We start from the raw sequence: 17,713 nt of genomic DNA on the forward strand, positions 1-17,713 counted from the left end.
CCCCTCAGGTCCCTTGCATCCCGCACATCCCTTGCGTCCCCGGCCCCTTCACGTCCTGCGCGTCCTCGGTGGCAGCTTCGGGCGGGAGCGGTCGGGGATGTCGCTGTAGGTCGGGGGAGTGGCGGGGGGCTCCGTCTCCAGGAGTTCCAGGGCCAGTCGGACCGCGTTGTCGAGCACCGGGTACCGGCCCTCCGCCCAGTCCAACGGAGTGCGCAGCGCCTCGAAGTCGGGGGCGACGCCCCTGTTCTCCACCGACCAGCCGTACGCGTCGAACCAGGCCGCGTTCATCGGCACCGTGATCACCGTGCCGTCCCCCAGCCGGTGCCGGCCGGTCATGCCGACCACCCCGCCCCAGGTGCGCTGCCCGACCACCGGCCCCAGCTTCAGCAGCTTGAACGCGGCCGTGATCATGTCGCCGTCGGAGCTCGTCGCCTCGTCCGCGAGGGCGACCACCGGCCCGCGCGGGGCGTTGGCCGCGTACGACACCGGCTGGGCGTCGCGGGTGAGGTCCCAGCCCAGGATGGTGCGGGTCAGCGTCTCGACGACGAGTTCGCTGATGTGGCCACCCGCGTTGCCGCGCACGTCGACGATCAGCGCCGGACGGGACACCTCCATGCGCAGATCGCGGTTGAACTGGGCCCAGCCCGAGCCGCCCATGTCGGGGATGTGCAGATAGCCGCATCGGCCGCCGCTCAACTCCCGTACCACCTCCCGGCGTTTGGCCACCCAATCCTGGTAGCGCAGGGGGCGTTCGTCGATCAGCGGGACGACGGCGACCCTGCGGGGCGGGCCGGTGCCCTCGGCCGGGGCGAACGTCAGCTCCACCGTCGTACCGCCCGCTCCCGCGAGCAGCGGATAGGGACCGGCGACCGGGTCCACCGGGCGGCCGTGGACATGGGTGAGGACCGCGCCCTCGCGGATGCCGGTGCCGGCCAGCGGCGAACGCGCGCGGGAGTCGGAGGAGTCGCCGGGCAGAATGCGTTTGACCGTCCAACCGTCCTCCCTGGGCACCAGGTTGGCGCCGAGGAAGCCCTGGTGGCGCTGGTAGTGCGGGGGGCCCTCGTTGCGGCGGGCGGCGGTGACGTAGGCGTGCGAGGTGCCGAGTTCGCCGAGCAGTTCACGCAACAGGTCCGCGAACTCGTCGGGGGAGGCGACCCGTTCGATCAGCGGGCGGTACTGGTCGAGCGCCGCGTCCCAGTCGATGCCGCACATGCCGGGTTCCCAGAAGTAGGCCCGGATCAGCCGCCCGGCCTCCTCGTACGACTGCCGCCACTCGGCCACCGGGTCGGCCTCGTGCAGGATGCGGCGGACGTCGATCCAGACGGTGGAGTCGCTGTCGCCCGGCTCGGTCGCGGGCACCGCGCGCGGCTCGCCCCCGTCGGCCACGACCAGCCGCGTCCCGTCGCCGCTGACCGCGAAGAGGTCCAGGTGGTCGACGAGTTCGGACCTCTTCGCCTTGCTGATGTCGAAGTGCTCGAGGGTCGGCCGACCGCTGGTGTCGTCCGGGTTCGCGAACGTCTCGCCGAGCGCGCCCGAGATCGGCCAGCGCAGCCAGACCAGCCCGCCGCCCGCGACCGGGTGCAGCGCCGAGTACTTGGAGGCGGTGACCGGGAAGGGGGTGACCCTGCTCTCCAGGCCCTCGATCTCGACGGTCACCGCGCCGCCGCTGTCGCCGAGGTCCTCCTCCTCGGCCTCCACCGGGTCCAGGCCCCCGGCGGCCGGCCGGCCCTCGGGGGTGAGGGCGAACGGGGAGAGGGTCGCCGAGGACAGCGGCACCAGGTACGGGCGGCAGCCCAGCGGGAAGGACAGGTCACCGGTGTGCACGTCGTAGACCGGGTCGAAGCCGCGCCAGGACAGGAAGGCGAGATAGCGGCCGTCCCGGGTGAAGACCGGGTTCTCGTCCTCGAAGCGGCCGTTGGTGACGTCGATGACGAACCGGTCCTTGATCCGGGCCAGTTTGATCTGCCGCAGCGTCCGCCCGATACCGGGATGCGACCAGGTGAGCCACCCGCCGTCGGGCGAGAACGCGAGGTCGCGCACGGGCCCGTTGAGGGAACGGATCAGCTCGGTGACCGGGTTTTCGGGGTCGGAGTCGGGGGCGGGGGCGGTGACGGAGCCCTGGCCGTCGTCGGCCTCGCCGGTGTCGGCCTCGCTGGTGTCGATGAGCAGCAGGCGGCCGTCGTGGGAGGCGACGGCCAGGCGTTCGCCGTCCGGGTCGGCCACCATCTCCAGCACCCGGCCCAGCCTCCCCGGGGCCAGCCGCCGGGTGGGGCGGCGGCCGCTCGCCCGGGGCAGGGAGACGATCTCGATCGCGTCCTCGCCCTCGGCGTCCGTCACGTACGCCACCCGCCCGCTCGCGCCGAGCATCTCCGGCAGCCGCACCCGCACGCCGGGGGTGTCGGCGAGGGTGCGCGCGGGGCCGTCGCGGTGGGTGAGCCAGTACAGGCTGCCGCGTACGACGACGGCGCTGGCCCGGCCGGTCTCGTCCACCGAGACGCCGTCCAGGTGGTGCGCGGCGGGCACCTGGTAACGGCGCCGCCCGGCGCGCGGACCGCTCAGCGTGATGTCCAGCCGGTGCGGCACGGAGTCCGGGGACAGGTCGTCGACGATCCACAGGTCACCGGCGCACTGGTAGACGACCCGGGTGCCGTCGCTGGACGCGTGTCGGGCGTAGAACGCGTCGTGGTCGGTGTGGCGGCGCAGGTCGGAGCCGTCGTACGCGCAGGAGTACAGGTTGCCGACGCCCTCGTGGTCGGAGAGGAAGGCGATCCGGCCGCCGGTGAACATCGGGGACTGCAGATGCCCGTCGACCTTGGCGAGCCCGTCGTGCCCGTCGAGCAGGTGTCGTCCGTGCAGCCACAGCCTGCCCGTCGCCCCGCCGCGGTACCGCTTCCAGCTGGCCGGCTCGTGCGGTGGGGTGCCGGTGAGTAGCAGGGTCTTGCGTTCCCCGTCGATCTCGGCGACCTGGATGTCGCTCACCGGCCCCCAGGGCAGTTGGCGGCCCGGACCGCCGTCAGGGGAGAGCTTGTAGGACCAGCTGAAGTACGAGAACGGCTGGCCGTGCGAGGCGACGGCGAGGATCTCGGGGCTCTCGTCGCCGTTCGGGGGCGTCCAGCCGCAGACCCGGGTGTCGGGGCTGCCCCAGTAGGTCAGCCGGCGGCCCGGCCCGCCGTCCACCGGCACCAGGTGGACCTCGGGGTCGAGGCTGCGCCAGCTCGTGTACGCGATGTGGCGGCCGTCGGGGGAGAAGCGGGGGTGGCCGAGCTTGGTGCGGTCGACGGTGAGTCGCCAGGCCCGGCGCGGGGCGTCGAGCGGGGCGAGCCAGAGGTCGTCCTCGGTCACGAAGCACAGCAGGTCGCCGTTGAGGTGGGGCAGGCGCAGGTAACTCACTCTTCCCATGCTTTTCCCGGTGACGGACCGCAGCAACTCGTGCGGAACGGCGGCGGCCCTCCCGACGTGACCCAGCACACGTACGAAACGGTTTCGTTCCTCTAAGGGCTGCGGTACATTCGTCGTGTACGAAACCGTGTCGTTCGGCGCGGTGGGATCCGGAGCGAGAAGAGGTGAGCGGGATGACCGAGGCCGCGACGGCGCGGCGCAGCCGGATCACCCCGGAGCGCGTGGCCGAGATCTACGCGGCCGTGCTCGACCTGCTCCGCGAGGTCGGGTACGACGCCCTCACCATGGACGCCGTGGCCGCCCGCACCCGGTCCAGCAAGGCCACCCTCTACCGCCAGTGGGGCGGCAAGGCCGAGCTGGTGGTGAGAGCCATGCGGTACCAGCAGCCGGGCAGCATCGGTGACATCGACACCGGTTCCCTGCGGGGCGACCTGCACGGTCTCATCGGCCGCGAGAACGACTGCGTCATGGAGCAGAACGCCGCCCTGATGCGGGCGCTCGCCATGGCGGTCCACACGAACGACGACCTGAGGCGCGCCTTCAGGGACCTGTTCGTGGAACCCGAGGTCGACGAGTTCCGGGGGATCGTCCGGCGCGCGGTCGAGCGCGGCGAGGTCCGCCCGGACAACCCGGCGCTGGACTACATGGTGCACATGCTCGTCGGCGCGTTCGCCACACGGACGCTGATCGACGACCGGCCGCCCACGCGGGACTTCCTCACCTCGTACATCGACGCCGTGGTCCTCCCCGCCCTCGGCGTGTCCACCCGCTGACCGCCCCGGTCGGCTCTCTCCCTCATCACCACCCTCATCACCACCCTCATCATCACCACCTGACGGACGCCACCGCTCACGTCGTCGGGCTGGACTCCCCTGCCCTGAAGAACCCACGACCTGACCGGGAGTACTCCCTCGTGGCCACATTCCTCTATCGACTCGGACGCTTCGCCTTCAGGCGACGACACTTCACCGCCCTGTTCTGGGTGGCGCTGCTGGCACTCGCCGGCGTCGGCGCGGCGGGCGCTCCCGCGGCCGGCAACACCTCGTTCTCCATCCCCGGCACCGAGGCCCAGAAGGCCTTCGACGTGCTGGAAGAACGCTTCCCCGGTGCCAGCGCCGACGGGGCGACCGCACGCGTCGTCTTCAAGGCGCCCGCCGGCGAGAAGATGACCGACGCCGACAACAAGGCGACCGTCCAGAAGACCGTCCAGGAGCTCTCCGGCGACTCCCGGGTCGCCCTCGTCACCGACCCGTACCAGGGCGGAGGCGTCAGCCAGGACGGCACGGTCGCCTACGCGTCGGTGAGCTACAAGGTCTCCGGCATGGAACTGGAGGACTCCTCGCGCGACGCCCTGAAGGCCGCCGCCGAGGACGCCCGTGACACCGGACTGACCGTGGAGATCGGCGGTGACGCGCTGCAGGCCGTCCCGGAGACCGGCGCCGCCGAGATCATCGGTATCGGTGTCGCCGCGGTCGTCCTGGTCATCACCTTCGGCTCGCTGATCGCGGCCGGCCTGCCGCTGCTCACCGCGATCGTCGGCGTCGGCATCGGCGTCGCGAGCATCTCCGCGCTGGCCGCCACCCTGGACCTCGGCTCCACCACCTCCATCCTGGCCACGATGATCGGCCTCGCCGTCGGCATCGACTACGCGCTGTTCATCGTCTCCCGCTACCGCGCCGAACTGGCCGAGGGCAGGGAGCGCGAGGAGGCGGCGGGCCGCGCCGTCGGCACCGCGGGCTCCGCGGTCGTCTTCGCCGGGCTCACGGTCGTCATCGCCCTCGTCGGCCTGTCGGTCGTCAACATCCCGATGCTGACCAAGATGGGCATCGCCGCCGCGGGCACCGTCGCCATCGCCGTCCTCATCGCGCTCACCATGGTCCCGGCGCTGCTCGGCTACGCGGGCCGCAGGGTCCGCCCGGCCGGCGAGAAGAGCAAGCTGCTCGGCGGCGGCCGCGACAAGAAGACCGGTAAGGAGACGGACAAGGCGCAGCGCCCGAACATGGGCACCCGCTGGGCGAGCTTCGTCGTACGCCGTCCCGTGGCCGTCCTCCTGCTCGGCGTCGTCGGCCTCGGTGCGGCCGCCGTCCCGGCGAGCTCCCTGGAACTGGGCCTGCCCGACGACGGTTCGCAGCCGACGTCCACCACCCAGCGCCGCGCCTACGACCTGCTGTCCGAGGGCTTCGGCCCCGGCTTCAACGGTCCGCTGGTCGTCGTGGTCGACGCCAAGGACAGCGACGACCCGCAGGCCGTCTTCCAGCGGACCGGCGACGACATCAAGGGCCTCGACGGCGTCATCACGGTGGCCCCGGCGGCACCCAACGAGGCCGGCGACACGGCCACGATCACCGTCATCCCGGACTCCAAGCCGTCGTCCGTGGCGACCGAGGACCTGGTGCACGACATCCGGGACGCCGGAGCGGACATCAAGGCCGACGCCGGCGCCGACATCCTGGTCACCGGTGCCACGGCGATGAACATCGACGTGTCGCAGAAGCTCAACGACGCGCTGGTGCCGTATCTGACCCTGGTGGTCGGGCTGGCGTTCCTGCTGCTGATCGTGGTCTTCCGGTCGATCCTGGTCCCGCTGAAGGCGGCCCTCGGCTTCCTGCTCTCCGTGCTGGCCGCCCTGGGCGCCGTGGTCGCGGTCTTCCAGTGGGGCTGGCTGTCCGGACTGGTGGGCGTGGAGGAGACCGGCCCGGTCATGTCGATGATGCCGATCTTCATGGTCGGCGTGGTCTTCGGACTGGCCATGGACTACGAGGTGTTCCTCGTGACCCGGATGCGGGAGGCCTTCGTCCACGGGGAGAACCCCAGCCAGGCCGTGGTGACCGGCTTCCGGTACAGCGCCCGGGTCGTGACCGCCGCAGCGGTGATCATGATGGCCGTCTTCTCCGGCTTCATCGGCTCCAGCGAGGCGATGGTCAAGATGATCGGCTTCGGCCTCGCCGTCGCCGTCCTCTTCGACGCGTTCGTCGTCCGCATGGCGATCGTCCCGGCGGTGCTGGCCCTGCTGGGCAAGAAGGCCTGGTGGCTCCCGAAGTGGCTGGACCGCGTCCTGCCCAACGTGGACGTCGAGGGCGAGGGCCTGCGCACGCAGGACGACAGGAACGACAAGGAGGGCGAGGACCGGGAACTGGTCCGTGTCTGACAGCGGCGGATGACCGCACCGGACCGCAGGACGTCAGCTCCTGCGGTCCCCAGTACCAGCCGGTGAGGGCCCCGTGGGGACGGGGAGCCCTCACCGGCTTCCTCGTTCCGAGCCTGCCGCGCCCACCACCGGAACAACCCGGTCGCCCGCCGCCCGCACCGCCCGCTAGGGCCTGTCCGGCGGAGCAGACCGCAGGAAATCGACGGCGCCTTGTCGGCGCGGGTGAACGGGATCTGGTGTGTGCAGCTGCAAGACGGAGGAGGGAGTCGACGCGATGGGGGTCCCTCTGCTCGAGCTCGTCGAGAGCTCGAGGGAGTCGGCGAGTGACGACAACGCGGCAGATGTGCGCACCAGACCCCGCGTCTGTGGCATGTTCCGTCGGACAGGCCCTAGCGTGCCCCGCATGACGACAGCCGCCACTGACCACGAGGGCTCCGCCGCCCACCCCCGATTCGCCGAGGCCCTGCGGGAGATGGGGCTCCCGCAGGTGATCGGGCAGGTCCGGCGCTTCCCCGACGCCGCCCGTACCGCCCCCGAGGCCGCCGCCGCGATCGGCTGCGAGCTCAGCCAGATCTGCAAGTCGCTGATCTTCGCCGCATGGGGGTCCCCCCTGCTCGAGGGGGGTCGAGAGCTTGGGGGAGGCGTGCCGGTACTGGTCCTCATGGACGGCGCCTCCCGGGTGGACCTGGAACGGGTCCGGCGGGAACTCGGCGCACAGCAGGTCACCCGCGCGAAGGCGGACGTCGTACGGGAGACCACCGGGTACGCGATCGGCGGCGTGCCGCCCTTCGGGCACCGCACCACGACCCGCGTCCTCGCCGACCGCTCCCTGCTCGCCCACGATCTCGTGTGGGCGGCGGCCGGCACCCCGTACACCGTCTTCCCGATGGAACCCGAGACGCTGATCGCCCACGCCGGCGGCATCCTGGCGGACGTGCGCGAGCGCTCCGCATGACCCCACTGGTCACCGCGGCGGTCCTGCTGGCCGCGGTCACCCACGCCGCCTGGAACGCCATCGCGCACCGGATCACCGACAAACTGGCCGGCTTCGCCCTGATCTCGGGCGGCGGCCTGCTGATCGGGCTCGCACTGCTGCCGTTCGTGCCGTTACCGGCGGCGGGGGCCTGGCCGTACCTGCTCGGTTCGGCCGTGATCCACATCGCCTACTACGCACTGCTGATGAAGTCCTTCGAACTGGGCGACTTCGGGCAGGCGTACCCGATCGCCAGAGGCAGCGCGCCGCTGCTGGTCACGGTCCTCGCCGCCGTGTTCGCGCACGAGGTGCCCGACGGATGGGCCGCCGCCGGGATCGCCCTGTCCTGCGCGGGACTGACCGGCGTCGCCCTGTGGGGGCTGCGCGGGCACCGGCCCGACTGGGCGGCGATCGGGGCGGCACTGGCCACCGGGCTGACCATCGCCGCGTACACCGTCGTCGACGGCCTCGGCGTACGCGCCGCCGGCTCCTCCCTCGGCTACATCGCCTGCCTCATGGCCCTCCAGGGCACGGTGATCCCGGCGTACGTGCTCTGGCGCCGGCGGGGCGGCACCACCGCCCTGCTGCGCCCGTACGCGGCCCTCGGCCTGCTCGGCGCGGCCCTCTCCGTCACCGCGTACGCCCTCGTCCTGTGGGCCCAGACCCGCGCCCCCCTCGCCCCGGTCGCGGCCCTGCGGGAATCGTCGATCATCGTGGGAGCCGGTATCGGGGCGCTGTTCTTCCGGGAGCGCTTCGGCGCCCCGCGCGTCGCCGCGGCCGGGCTGCTGGTCGTCGGGATCGGGCTGATGCTGCGCGCCGGGTAGTGGCGGCGGCCGGGCGTGATGGGGTGCGGTCGGGCGGGAGGAGGGGCACCCTGGAAGCAGGACTTCCGGAGGTGACCGTCATGACGAGCACGATGCGCACCACGGTCGGGTGGCACGTCGAGATGGAGTTCATGGAGGACGACCAGCACACGCGCGCGGCGGCGCTGCTCCGGCTGCCCGACGGGACCGAGGTACGGTCCCACGGGCACGCGAGCCGGCACCACGTCGACGCGAACCAGCCCAGGGTCGGGGAGGAGGTCGCCGGCGCACGCGCGTTGAACGAACTCGCGATGCAACTGCTGACCAAGGCGCACGACGAGATCGACGAAGTGTCCGGCCGGACCTCGCACCCGATCCACGTATGAGCTAGCTGCCCAGGGCCGAGCGCACCGCCCGTACCAGGGCCTGGGCTCGGGGGTCGGAGGTCACCGTCGTGCGGAAACCGTTGGTGACGTAGCCGAAGGCGATGCCCGACTCCGGGTCGGCGAAGCCCAGGGAGCCGCCGCGGCCGGGGTGGCCGAAGGAGCCCGGGGCCAGGAACGGCGACGCGCTGCCGTGCAGCATGTAACCGAGGCCGAAGCGGGTGCCCACGATCAGGACGCGGTCCGGGCCCGCCGACTCCTCGGCGCGGGCGCGTTCGACGGTGGCCGGCTCGAAGAGGCGTACGCCGTCGACCCGCCCGATCAGTGAGGCGTAGAAGCGGGCGAGTCCGTCCGCCGTCGCGATGCCGTTGGCGGCGGGCTGGGCCAGTGCGCGGAACGCCGGGTCGTTCGGGTCCGGGGACGGGCTGATCGCGGCGAAGGCCCGGCGGGTGACGGAGGCGGGGTCGGCGTAGGCCGCGGTGACCGAGCGCTTGGGGCGGGCGCGCAGCGCGCCGGACGGCTCGGGCCCCTCGACCGGGCCGACCCGCCCCACCCGGCCGGCCTCCGCCTCGGGCAGCCCCAGCCAGAAGTCGAGCCCCAGCGGAGCGGCGATCCGCTCCGCGATCCACTGGCCGGCTCCCCGGTCCGTCACGCGCCGGACCAGTCCGTCGAGCAGCCAGCCGTAGGTGAGGGCGTGGTAGCCGTGGTCGGTGCCCGGCTCCCACACGGGTGCCTGGGTGGCGACCGCCTCGGCGCCCCGCAGCGGGTCGAGCGCCTCCGCCGGGGTGAGCGGGCGGTCGAGGAACGGGAGTCCGGCCCGGTGGTTCAGCAGGTGCCGGACCAGCACCCGCTCCTTGCCGTGGGCCTTGAACTCCGGCCAGTAGTGGCCGACCGGTGCGTCCAGGTCCAGTTCGCCGTACTGGTGCAGCAGCAGGGGGACGGCGGCGGCGACGCCCTTGGTCGCCGAGCGCACGATCTGGGCGGTGCCCCGCCGCCAGGGCTCCGCGCCGTCGGTGTCGTCGGTGCCGTTGACGTCCTTGACACCGGCCCACAGGTCGACGACCCGGCGCCCGTCCCGGTAGACGGCGACGGCGGCGCCCCGGTCCCCGAGGCGCTCGAAGTTCCGTGCGAACGCCTCCCGCACCGGCTCGAAGCCCTCGGTCACTGTGCCGTGCACATCCACGCCCACGTCCGTCGGCCCCTTCCCTTTCACATACCTGCGACAGTGGGTGCAACCGCTGCCGTCCGCCTGTGATTCCTTGGGGGAGCCTGGGTCAGCCCAGCACGATCGTCACATCGATGTTGCCGCGGGTGGCGTTGGAGTACGGGCAGACCGCGTGGGCCGCGTCCACCAGCCCGGCTGCGAGGTCGGCGTCCAGGACCGGGAGGGAGACGCTCAGGGCGACCGCGAGCCCGTAGCCGCGCTGCTTGTTGGGGCCGATGCCGACCTTCGCGGCGACGGTGGAGCCGGTGAGGTCGTAGCCGGCCCGGTTGCCCACCAGGATCAGGGCGTTGTGGAAGCAGGAGCTGAAGCCGGCCGCGAACAGTTGCTCGGGGTTGGTGCCGTCGCCGTCGCCCCCCAGCGCGGGAGGCATCGCGACCTTCAGGTCCAGACGGCCGTCCTGGGTGGTGACGTAGCCGTCCCGGCCGCCGTGCGCGGTGGCCTCGGCGACGTACATGATCTTCGTCGGACGGGTGTCGGCGGCGGCGACAGCAGTGTCCTCGGTCATGGCTGGACCTTCCCGGAATCAGGCGTGCGCAAATACATCGTGCACAAGGTACTGGCGGGTAGTAAGTTGCCGCCACCAGGGGGGAGTAACTACGGGTAATGCGTGGTCGGTGCGCGTGGTCAGTCCGACCGCTCCGCCGCCGCGTCCGCCCTCCGGGCCAACTGCCACAGCTCCTCGCGCAGCCTTGCCACCTCGGCACCCGTGAGCCCGGTCGTCGTGAGCAGCGCGCCGGGCACCCGCGCCGCCCGCTCCCGCAGCTCCTCTCCGCGCCCGGTGCACGCGACCAGCACCGAACGCTCGTCGTGCGCCGCCCGCTCCCGGCGGACCAGGCCCGCGACCTCCAGCCGTTTCAGCAGGGGCGACATCGTGCCGTAGTCGAGACGCAGGGCCGACGCCAGCTCCTTGACCGTCGTCTCCCCCCGCTCCCACAGCACCAGCAGCACCAGATACTGCGGGTAGGTCAGTCCGAGCTCGTCGAGAAGCGGGCGGTACGCGGCCGTCACCGCGCGCTGGGCGGCGTACAGCGCGAAGCACAGCTGCTCGTCCAGCAGCAGTGAGCCCTCGGTCTCCTCGTTCGTCACACGCCCATTGTCACGGACGGCCGGGCGCGCCCGGCGCGGCCGGTACCGACCGGGGGTCGAAGCCGGACGGCGGTTCCAGGCGGTGCGCGCATCAGGGCGTCGGCGGCGGGCGCGACTTCGGCGCATCCGTGACCGGACCCGTACGGAGAGTGGGATTCCGGAATGTGTGCGACATTGTGAGTACGAGTGGGTATGCGGCTTTCGTACAGGTAGAGCACCGTGAGGGGCCACCCATGAACGCAGTCGAGCAGTACGCACGCGCGCAGATCGTCACGGACGCGGACGCCCCGCAGGCCGCGGACCGCGCAGCGGTGCCCGTGACGCTGTGCTACGACGCCGAGGACGACCCCCGCACCGTGACGGTGCGGATGCCCGGCCCCGGGAACCGCGAGTGGCCCGTCCCCCGTGCGCTGCTCGAACAAGGGCTGCGCACCCCCGTGGGAAGCGGCGGCGTGCAGGTGTGGCCGTGCGGCCGGGTACAGACCGTCGTGGAGTTCCACTCCGCGCAGGGGGTGTCGGTGGTGCAGTTCGAGACGAAGGCTCTGACCCGGTTCCTGCGGCGCACGTACGCGGCCGCGGCGGCCGCCGAACCGGTCCCGCGCTGACCGCGCTGACGGGCGGCGGTGGGTGAACCGCCGCCCACGCCCGGGTCAGCCGTCGCCGAGCTTCAGCAGGCTCGCCACGATCGGCCCCGCCGTCTTGCCGCCGTGGCCGGCCGACTGCACGACGCCCGCCGCCGCCAGGTCCCCGCGGTACGCGGTGAACCAGCCGTTGGGCTTCTTCTGACCGTCGACCTCGGCCGACCCGGTCTTCGCGCCCTTGTCACCGCTCACCCCGGCCATCGCGGTCGCCGCAGTGCCGCTGGTCGCCGTGTACGACATCAACTCCCGCAACTGCGACAGCGTTTCCGGCGACATGGCACGCGAGGCGGTGGCCAGTTCGCGGTTGTCCACCTCCGGCGACACCAGGTACGGCTGGTGGAACACGCCCGCCTTGACGGTCGCCGACACCGACGCCATGTTCAGCGGGTTCATCCGCACCCCGCCCTGACCGATCAGGGAAGCCGCCATGGGGGCGTCCTTCTGCACCGGCACCGCGCCGTCGAAGGACGACACCCCGATCTGCCAGTCGTTCTTCGCGAGCCCGAAGACCTGCTGCGCGTGCTTGGTCAGGTCGTCGTCCGCCAACTCGGGCGCCTGGCTGATGAAGGCGGTGTTGCAGGAGGCGCCGAAGCTGTCCCGGAACGTTCCGCCCTTGATGTCGAACTTGTCGAGGTTCTGGAACTTCCAGCCGCCGTAGCTGAAGTACTTCGGGCACGGGTGCTTCTCGTCGATGGACGCGAGGCCCTTCTCGATCAGCATCGAGGCGGTGAGCACCTTCATCGTCGAGCCGGGGGCCAGCGACCCCTGGAACGCGGTGTTGAAGCCGCGCGAGGCGTTCGCGGCGGCGAGGATCTCGCCGGTCGACGCCCGCAGCACCACCACCGACGACTTGGCCTTCTTGGCCACCTGCTCCTCGGCCGCGGCCTGGAGAGTCGGATCCAGCGTGGTCCGCACCGTGCCGGGGGTGCCCTTGCTCAGCTCCAGCACGGTCTTGTCGGAGGCCTCCGCCTTCTTGGACTCCTTGCCGCGGACCACGCGCAGTTCGATGCCGGCCTCGCCGCCCGCCGTCTTGCCGTACTTCTCGCGCAGTCCGTCCAGTATCAGCCCGATGGACGGGTAGGTGGCGGTGGTCAGTTCGCCGCCGTCCCGGTCCAGCGCCTTGACCGGCGGGGTGCCCGCCTCCCCGGTGACCAGCTTGTCGCCGTCCTTGAGGTCGGGGTGCACGACGGAGGGCGACCACGCGACCTGCGGTTCGCCGTCCCCGTCCCGGCGCACGACGGTCAGCGCGCTGTCGTAGGCGAGCGGCTCGGTGAAGTCCCCGTACGCCACCGTGCCCTTGACGGAGAACGGGACCTTGTCACCGGTGCGGGCACCGGCGGTGAGGGTGACGTCCTCGACGCGGGCGTCCTTGGTGTAGCCGGTGAGCAGGGCGGTGGCCGCCTCCGGGTCGTCGGTGGCCTCGGCGGCCTCGCTCACCTTGCCCTGCTGCCAGGCGGTGAGGAAACGGTCGGCCGCGGCGGTGACCTCGGCGGCGGACAGCGGGCCGGTCCTGGCCTCCTTGGCCTGCTGTGTGGAGGAGGTCCGGGTGTCGTCCTCGCCCCCGCCCCCGAACAGCGCGTAGGCGCCGAGCCCGGCACCGCCGACGACGACGGCGATCACCCCGCCGAGCACGGCGGGCGGGGTCTTCCGTCGCTCGGCGACGCGCTTTCTGTTGCCCACTGCTTGTCCGATCCTCCGCAGAAAAAGTCCGCCGGGCTCCCCCGATGCCCGCACGCTGCCCTCGTGGCGCTCATCCGCCATGGCTCTCACCCGCCGTGGCGCTCACATGCCGACGACGGCCACCAGCCTAGAGTCCCCCCTCCCGCGCGTCGCCCTCAGCCACCCGCTCGTAGCACGGCTGCGACAATCGGACCGGCCGCGTCCCCGCCGTGGCCGCCCTGCTGGCTCATGGCCGCCGCCGCGACGTCGCCCCGGAAACCGGTGAACCAGCTGTCGGAGGTGGCGTTGCCGTCGACCTCGGCGGAACCGGTCTTCGCGCCGATGTCGCCGCCGAGCCCGGCCATGGCCTCCTGGGCGGTGCCCTGGGTGGCGGTGAGCCGCATCATCTGCTTCAACTGGGCGGCGGTGCCCGCCGGAAGGCCCTTGGCCTGCGCCAACTGCCGGCCGTCGAGCTCCGGGGAGACCAGGTACGGCTGGCGGAAGGCACCGGTGATCGCGGTCGCCGTCACCGACGCCATGTTCAGCGGGTTCATCTGCACCTGGCCCTGGCCGATGGCGCCGGCGGCACGGTCCGGACCCGCGACGGCGGGAACACTGCCGTCGAAGGAGACGATGCCGGTCTTCCAGTCGTCCCGGCCCAGCCCGAACCGCTCCTGGGCCTCCTGGGTGAGTGAGGCGTCCGTGAGCGGCTTCTCGTCGATGAGCTTGATGAAGGCCGTGTTGCAGGAACGCAGGAAGCTGTTGGCGAGGGTGGCGTTGTCGTTCGGCTCCATGTCGGTGAGGTTCTTGAACGTCTGGCTCTGCCAGGTGGCGGTGGGCGGGCAGGGCGCCGGGCCGTTCATCGAGGCCACGCCGTTGTCGATGAGCATGGCCGCGGTGACGATCTTCATGGTGGAACCGGGGGCGACCCGGCCCTGGAACGCCGCGTTGAACCCGTCCTCGCGGTGGTTGGCGACCGCCAGCACCTCGCCGGTGCTCGGCCGCACCGCCACCACCGACGACTCGGCGAACTCCTTCACCGCTTTCTCGGCCGCGGCCTGCACCCCCGCGCTGAGCGTCGTACGCAGTCGGCCGGGTTTGCCCTTGGCGAGGGTCAGCAGCGTCGTGTCGCCGGCGCCCTCGCCCGCGGCCCCGTCGGCGTGCCGGATCACCAGCTCGACGCCGGGGGTGCCGCCCGCCTCGTCGCCGTACTTCTCGCGCAGGGTGTCCAGGATCGGGCCGAGGGAGGGGTACTTCTCCTCGGTGAGTACCGCGCCGTCCCGGCCCAGGGCCTCGATCGGCGGCTGCGCCGCCTCCCCGGTGACCAGGGTGTCGCCGTCCTCCAGATCCGGGTGGACGACGGACGGCTGCCAGTCGACCAGCGCGCGCCCGGTGGTCTCCCCGCGCACGACGGTCAACTCGCTCTTGTAGCTGAGCGGTTCGGACTTCCCGCCGTAGGAGGCGGTCGCCTTCACCCGGAACGGCACGGTGGTGCCGGTGGCCGTGCCCGGCGTGATCTCGACGTCGGCCAGGTGGGCGTCCTCGCCGTAGGCCGCCAGCAGCGGGGCCGCCTCCCCGGCGTTGTTCGTGTACGACGCCGCCTGCTCCGCCTGCCCCTTCTCCCAGGCCGCGAAGAACGCCCCGCTCGCCTTCGCGACCTCCTCCTCGTCCGGCGGCCCGGACTTCTTGGTCACGGCCGCGTCCGAACCGCCGCCTCCCCCGTCGCCGTTCACCGCCGACACGATGGTGTAGACCCCGTACCCGGCGCCCCCCACCATGACCGCGAACACACCACCGATGACGGTGGCCTTGACCCCCTTGCCCATCGGGCTTTTCCCCTCCCCGCCGGACCCCCCACGCCTTCTGAACGTGTTCAGGACGTTCGGCGAGTGAGCACTCTACGCACAAGGAGTGACGACCGGGACGGCTGTTTCCGATTGTTGTCCGAACGGAGACGGGTGGTCAGGGGGCCCGAAGGCCGTCGCCCACCTTCTCCGGCTCGCCCGGCTCGACACCCTCCGGCGGCCGGGACAGCCTTTTGTGCGGGTTGTTCGGGGTTCTTGCGGTACGTTCCCGATCATGGCGCGGAGACGATGGCTGTGGGTGGGGATCGCCGCGGTGCTGACCGCTTGCTCGGGTCCGGCCCGCGCCCCTGGCGACCGGAACACGGCGATCGAAGGGGCATGGCAGAGCGCCGGATACGGCTACGTCTTCGACATCGCCCGGGACGGTGCGGGGAGGACGCGGCTCACCTCCTACGACCGGACGGCGGCGAGCTGCCTCGGCGGGGACTCGTCGACACCGGTGGGCCGCGACGGCGATGCGACGTCCTTCGGTGAGGACGGTGAGGCCGAGCTGGTCGTCCGCAGACAGGGAGGCCAACTGGTCGTGCGGGAACCGGGGTCGGCCGGACACATCCGCATGAACCGGCTCGAGGAGCCGCCCGGCTGCCCGTCCGCGATCTCGAGGAACGCGGCCGACCGCCGGCTGCAGACCTTCGACGTCTTCTGGCAGAACATCACCGAGCACTACCCGCCCTATGCGCACCGGAAGCTCGACACGACGGGCAGGGAGCGCGACCGGGCGGCCCTGGCCGAGCACAACACCGGCCGGATGCTCGGCAAGCTGCTGGGTGACACGGTCCGCGAACTCGGCGACACGCACACCGGTATCGAGGGGGAGGACCTCAGCCTTTACGGCAAACGGCCGGGCACGCGCGCATCGGACGACATGGACACCGATGCCTGCGCCTGACGGTCGAGGCTTGCGGACGGGCATCCGCAGGCCAGAACGCGAGAAGACCAGTGAGCGACGAGGCGCGGCCGGTCAGCCGCGTGCGAATTCGAGGAGGTCGGCGTTGAACCGTCCCGCGAACTCGGGAACCATCGACAAGCCGTGCGGAGCACCCGGGTAGACCTTGAAGGTCACGTCCTTGACGAGCTGCGACGATTTATTCGCGGATGCCACGATGGGAACGATCTGATCGTCGTCACCGTGAATGATCAGCGTGGGGATGTCGAACTTCTTGAGGTCCTCGGTGAGGTCGGTCTCGGAGAACGCCTTGATGCAGTCGTGGGCGCCCACGATGCCCACCGTCATGCTCCAGAGCCAGAACTCGTCGCGGATCCCCTGCGAGACGTTCGATCCTTCGCGGTTGGCGCCGTAGAAGGGAGCACTGAGGTCCTTGTAGAACTGAGAACGGTCCGTCAGTACGCCTTTTCGGAGTTCGTCGAAGACGTCGGTCGGCAGCCCCTCCGGGTTCGCTTCCGTCTTGAGCATCAACGGGGGGATCGCGCCGAGCAGAACCACCTTGGTGACACGACTCGAACCATGTCGGCCGATGTAGCGTGTGACCTCTCCCCCACCGGTCGAGTGACCGACCAGGATGACGTTGCGAAGGTCGAGGGCCTCGATGACCGAGGCCAGATCTTCAGCGTACGTGTCGAGGTCGTTCCCCTTCCAGGACTGGCCCGAGCGTCCACCCCCGCGCCGGTCGTGGGCCACAGCCCGGAAGCCGTTGTCCGCCATCAGCTTCAGCTGCGGATCCCACGCGTCCGCGATCAGCGGCCAGCCGTGGGAAAAGACCACCGGTGGGCCCGACCCCCAGTCCTTGAAATAGATCTGTGTGTCGTCCTTGGCAGTGGCAAAGGCCATGATTGCCTCTCTAGCACTTGTCCGGAACTCCGCGCTTCATGGGAATTCAGTGCCCGAGCCGCACTTGGAATGTCACGCCACGACCAACAGCGGACGCGCATGGGAGGCGACGGAGAGGCCGGCAGCGGAAGGCGGCCGATGAGCGCGTCGTGCATCCCACCCTACTGGGGAAGCTCCACTTCAGCGCATCGAGAGGTGCACTGCGACACCCTCGCTCGGGCCGTCTCCGGGCCGTGCGGAGGTGCTCGACGATGACAGATGACGACAGTCGACGACGGCTCTTCCCCTGCTCGGAGATGGTGCTTCGGGTACCGGCGCAGGTGCTCATCAGTGAAGCAGAGTCGAGGAACAACTGACCTTCCTGGCCGTCGTCCGGATGTCCTACCGTTCCGATCATGACTGCTATCAGCCCTGAGAACCCGTTGGCCTCGAAAGCTGCCCGCGCACTGCTCTCCATGCTCCACCGACCGGGAGCGACCGTGAGGACGCGGCAGGCTGCCGCGTCCTCACGGATCGGTCGAACTCCGGAAGCCATGCGGCGAGCACCCGACCATCGAGGCCACGGTCAAGAACATGCCTCCGGCGGGGGATCGGCCGGCACCGGGAGGGAGGGGGCGCCGTCGCCGACCGCGGGTCCATCGTGGCGTGTGTGAGGGGTTCCATCCCGTCCGCCATCGGCCCCAGGCAGAGCCGAGCAGACGCGGCCCATGGCGTCCAGGCCGTTCGTACGGTGGCGCGCTCC

General features: G+C 71.4%; 14 protein-coding genes. 7 read left to right on the top strand and 7 right to left on the bottom strand.

What is annotated here, in order from left to right:
• Positions 1-48: 48 nt before the first annotated feature.
• The gene (locus AB0I73_RS20690; protein WP_363039348.1) at positions 49-3,390 is read right to left on the bottom strand and encodes a S41 family peptidase; all 3,342 of its coding nucleotides are present in this window, start codon (positions 3,388-3,390) and stop codon (positions 49-51) included.
• Positions 3,391-3,572: 182 nt separating this feature from the next.
• Between AB0I73_RS20690 and AB0I73_RS20695 the strand changes: the two genes are divergently transcribed.
• The 5 genes from AB0I73_RS20695 (at position 3,573) to AB0I73_RS20715 (ending at position 8,709) form a co-directional block, all read left to right on the top strand.
• Positions 3,573-4,172 (top strand): TetR/AcrR family transcriptional regulator, encoded by a 600-nt coding sequence (locus AB0I73_RS20695; protein WP_363039350.1) that lies wholly within the window; start codon positions 3,573-3,575, stop codon positions 4,170-4,172.
• A gap of 140 nt (positions 4,173-4,312) precedes the next feature.
• Positions 4,313-6,547: an MMPL family transporter gene (locus AB0I73_RS20700; RefSeq protein WP_363039352.1), complete on the top strand. Its 2,235-nt coding sequence runs from the start codon at positions 4,313-4,315 to the stop codon at positions 6,545-6,547.
• A 403-nt stretch (positions 6,548-6,950) separates the two neighbouring features.
• A complete protein-coding gene (locus AB0I73_RS20705; protein WP_363039354.1) occupies positions 6,951-7,502 on the top strand; it encodes a YbaK/EbsC family protein in 552 nt (183 codons plus the stop codon).
• Positions 7,499-8,344: a DMT family transporter gene (locus AB0I73_RS20710; protein WP_363039356.1), complete on the top strand. Its 846-nt coding sequence runs from the start codon at positions 7,499-7,501 to the stop codon at positions 8,342-8,344. The genes AB0I73_RS20705 and AB0I73_RS20710 overlap by 4 nt, the downstream gene beginning before the upstream one ends.
• Before the next feature lie 80 nt (positions 8,345-8,424).
• Positions 8,425-8,709, top strand: a complete 285-nt coding sequence (locus AB0I73_RS20715; protein ID WP_181383646.1) for a DUF1876 domain-containing protein — start codon at positions 8,425-8,427, stop codon at positions 8,707-8,709.
• A 1-nt stretch (position 8,710) separates the two neighbouring features.
• On the opposite strand, the gene AB0I73_RS20720 is transcribed toward AB0I73_RS20715, so the two are convergent.
• The 3 genes from AB0I73_RS20720 to AB0I73_RS20730 form a co-directional block, all read right to left on the bottom strand.
• Positions 8,711-9,889: a serine hydrolase domain-containing protein gene (locus AB0I73_RS20720; RefSeq protein WP_363039455.1), complete on the bottom strand. Its 1,179-nt coding sequence runs from the start codon at positions 9,887-9,889 to the stop codon at positions 8,711-8,713.
• A gap of 91 nt (positions 9,890-9,980) precedes the next feature.
• Positions 9,981-10,436, bottom strand: coding sequence for an organic hydroperoxide resistance protein (locus tag AB0I73_RS20725; protein ID WP_363039358.1), 456 nt, complete (start codon positions 10,434-10,436; stop codon positions 9,981-9,983).
• Positions 10,437-10,555: 119 nt separating this feature from the next.
• A complete protein-coding gene (locus AB0I73_RS20730; RefSeq protein ID WP_363039360.1) occupies positions 10,556-11,017 on the bottom strand; it encodes a MarR family transcriptional regulator in 462 nt (153 codons plus the stop codon).
• 233 nt (positions 11,018-11,250) lie between these two features.
• Between AB0I73_RS20730 and AB0I73_RS20735 the strand changes: the two genes are divergently transcribed.
• Positions 11,251-11,622: an SsgA family sporulation/cell division regulator gene (locus AB0I73_RS20735; protein WP_363039362.1), complete on the top strand. Its 372-nt coding sequence runs from the start codon at positions 11,251-11,253 to the stop codon at positions 11,620-11,622.
• Positions 11,623-11,667: 45 nt separating this feature from the next.
• On the opposite strand, the gene AB0I73_RS20740 is transcribed toward AB0I73_RS20735, so the two are convergent.
• Both AB0I73_RS20740 and AB0I73_RS20745 read right to left on the bottom strand, forming a co-directional pair.
• On the bottom strand, positions 11,668-13,338 hold the full coding sequence (locus AB0I73_RS20740; protein WP_363039364.1) for a penicillin-binding transpeptidase domain-containing protein: 1,671 nt from the start codon (positions 13,336-13,338) through the stop codon (positions 11,668-11,670).
• Between the two features lie 155 nt (positions 13,339-13,493).
• On the bottom strand, positions 13,494-15,143 hold the full coding sequence (locus AB0I73_RS20745; RefSeq protein WP_363039366.1) for a penicillin-binding transpeptidase domain-containing protein: 1,650 nt from the start codon (positions 15,141-15,143) through the stop codon (positions 13,494-13,496).
• Between the two features lie 253 nt (positions 15,144-15,396).
• Between AB0I73_RS20745 and AB0I73_RS20750 the strand changes: the two genes are divergently transcribed.
• Positions 15,397-16,071: a hypothetical protein gene (locus AB0I73_RS20750; RefSeq protein ID WP_363039368.1), complete on the top strand. Its 675-nt coding sequence runs from the start codon at positions 15,397-15,399 to the stop codon at positions 16,069-16,071.
• Between the two features lie 72 nt (positions 16,072-16,143).
• Here the strand turns inward: AB0I73_RS20750 and AB0I73_RS20755 are convergent, their stop codons facing one another.
• A complete protein-coding gene (locus tag AB0I73_RS20755; RefSeq protein WP_363039370.1) occupies positions 16,144-16,971 on the bottom strand; it encodes an alpha/beta hydrolase in 828 nt (275 codons plus the stop codon).
• Positions 16,972-17,713: the final 742 nt, after the last annotated feature.

Source organism: Streptomyces sp. NPDC050388, from assembly GCF_040655635.1.
GTDB lineage: Bacteria > Actinomycetota > Actinomycetes > Streptomycetales > Streptomycetaceae > Streptomyces.

Bases quoted from the DNA above. Each gene is read 5' to 3' on its own strand.
- AB0I73_RS20695 (WP_363039350.1), top strand. From the start codon at position 3,573: ATGACCGAGGCCGCGACGGCGCGGCGCAGCCGGATCACCCCGGAGCGC.
- AB0I73_RS20705 (WP_363039354.1), top strand. From the start codon at position 6,951: ATGACGACAGCCGCCACTGACCACGAGGGCTCCGCCGCCCACCCCCGA.
- AB0I73_RS20710 (WP_363039356.1), top strand. From the start codon at position 7,499: ATGACCCCACTGGTCACCGCGGCGGTCCTGCTGGCCGCGGTCACCCAC.
- AB0I73_RS20715 (WP_181383646.1), top strand. From the start codon at position 8,425: ATGACGAGCACGATGCGCACCACGGTCGGGTGGCACGTCGAGATGGAG.
- AB0I73_RS20725 (WP_363039358.1), bottom strand. From the start codon at position 10,436: ATGACCGAGGACACTGCTGTCGCCGCCGCCGACACCCGTCCGACGAAG.
- AB0I73_RS20735 (WP_363039362.1), top strand. From the start codon at position 11,251: ATGAACGCAGTCGAGCAGTACGCACGCGCGCAGATCGTCACGGACGCG.
- AB0I73_RS20745 (WP_363039366.1), bottom strand. From the start codon at position 15,143: ATGGGCAAGGGGGTCAAGGCCACCGTCATCGGTGGTGTGTTCGCGGTC.
- AB0I73_RS20750 (WP_363039368.1), top strand. From the start codon at position 15,397: ATGGCGCGGAGACGATGGCTGTGGGTGGGGATCGCCGCGGTGCTGACC.
- AB0I73_RS20755 (WP_363039370.1), bottom strand. From the start codon at position 16,971: ATGGCCTTTGCCACTGCCAAGGACGACACACAGATCTATTTCAAGGAC.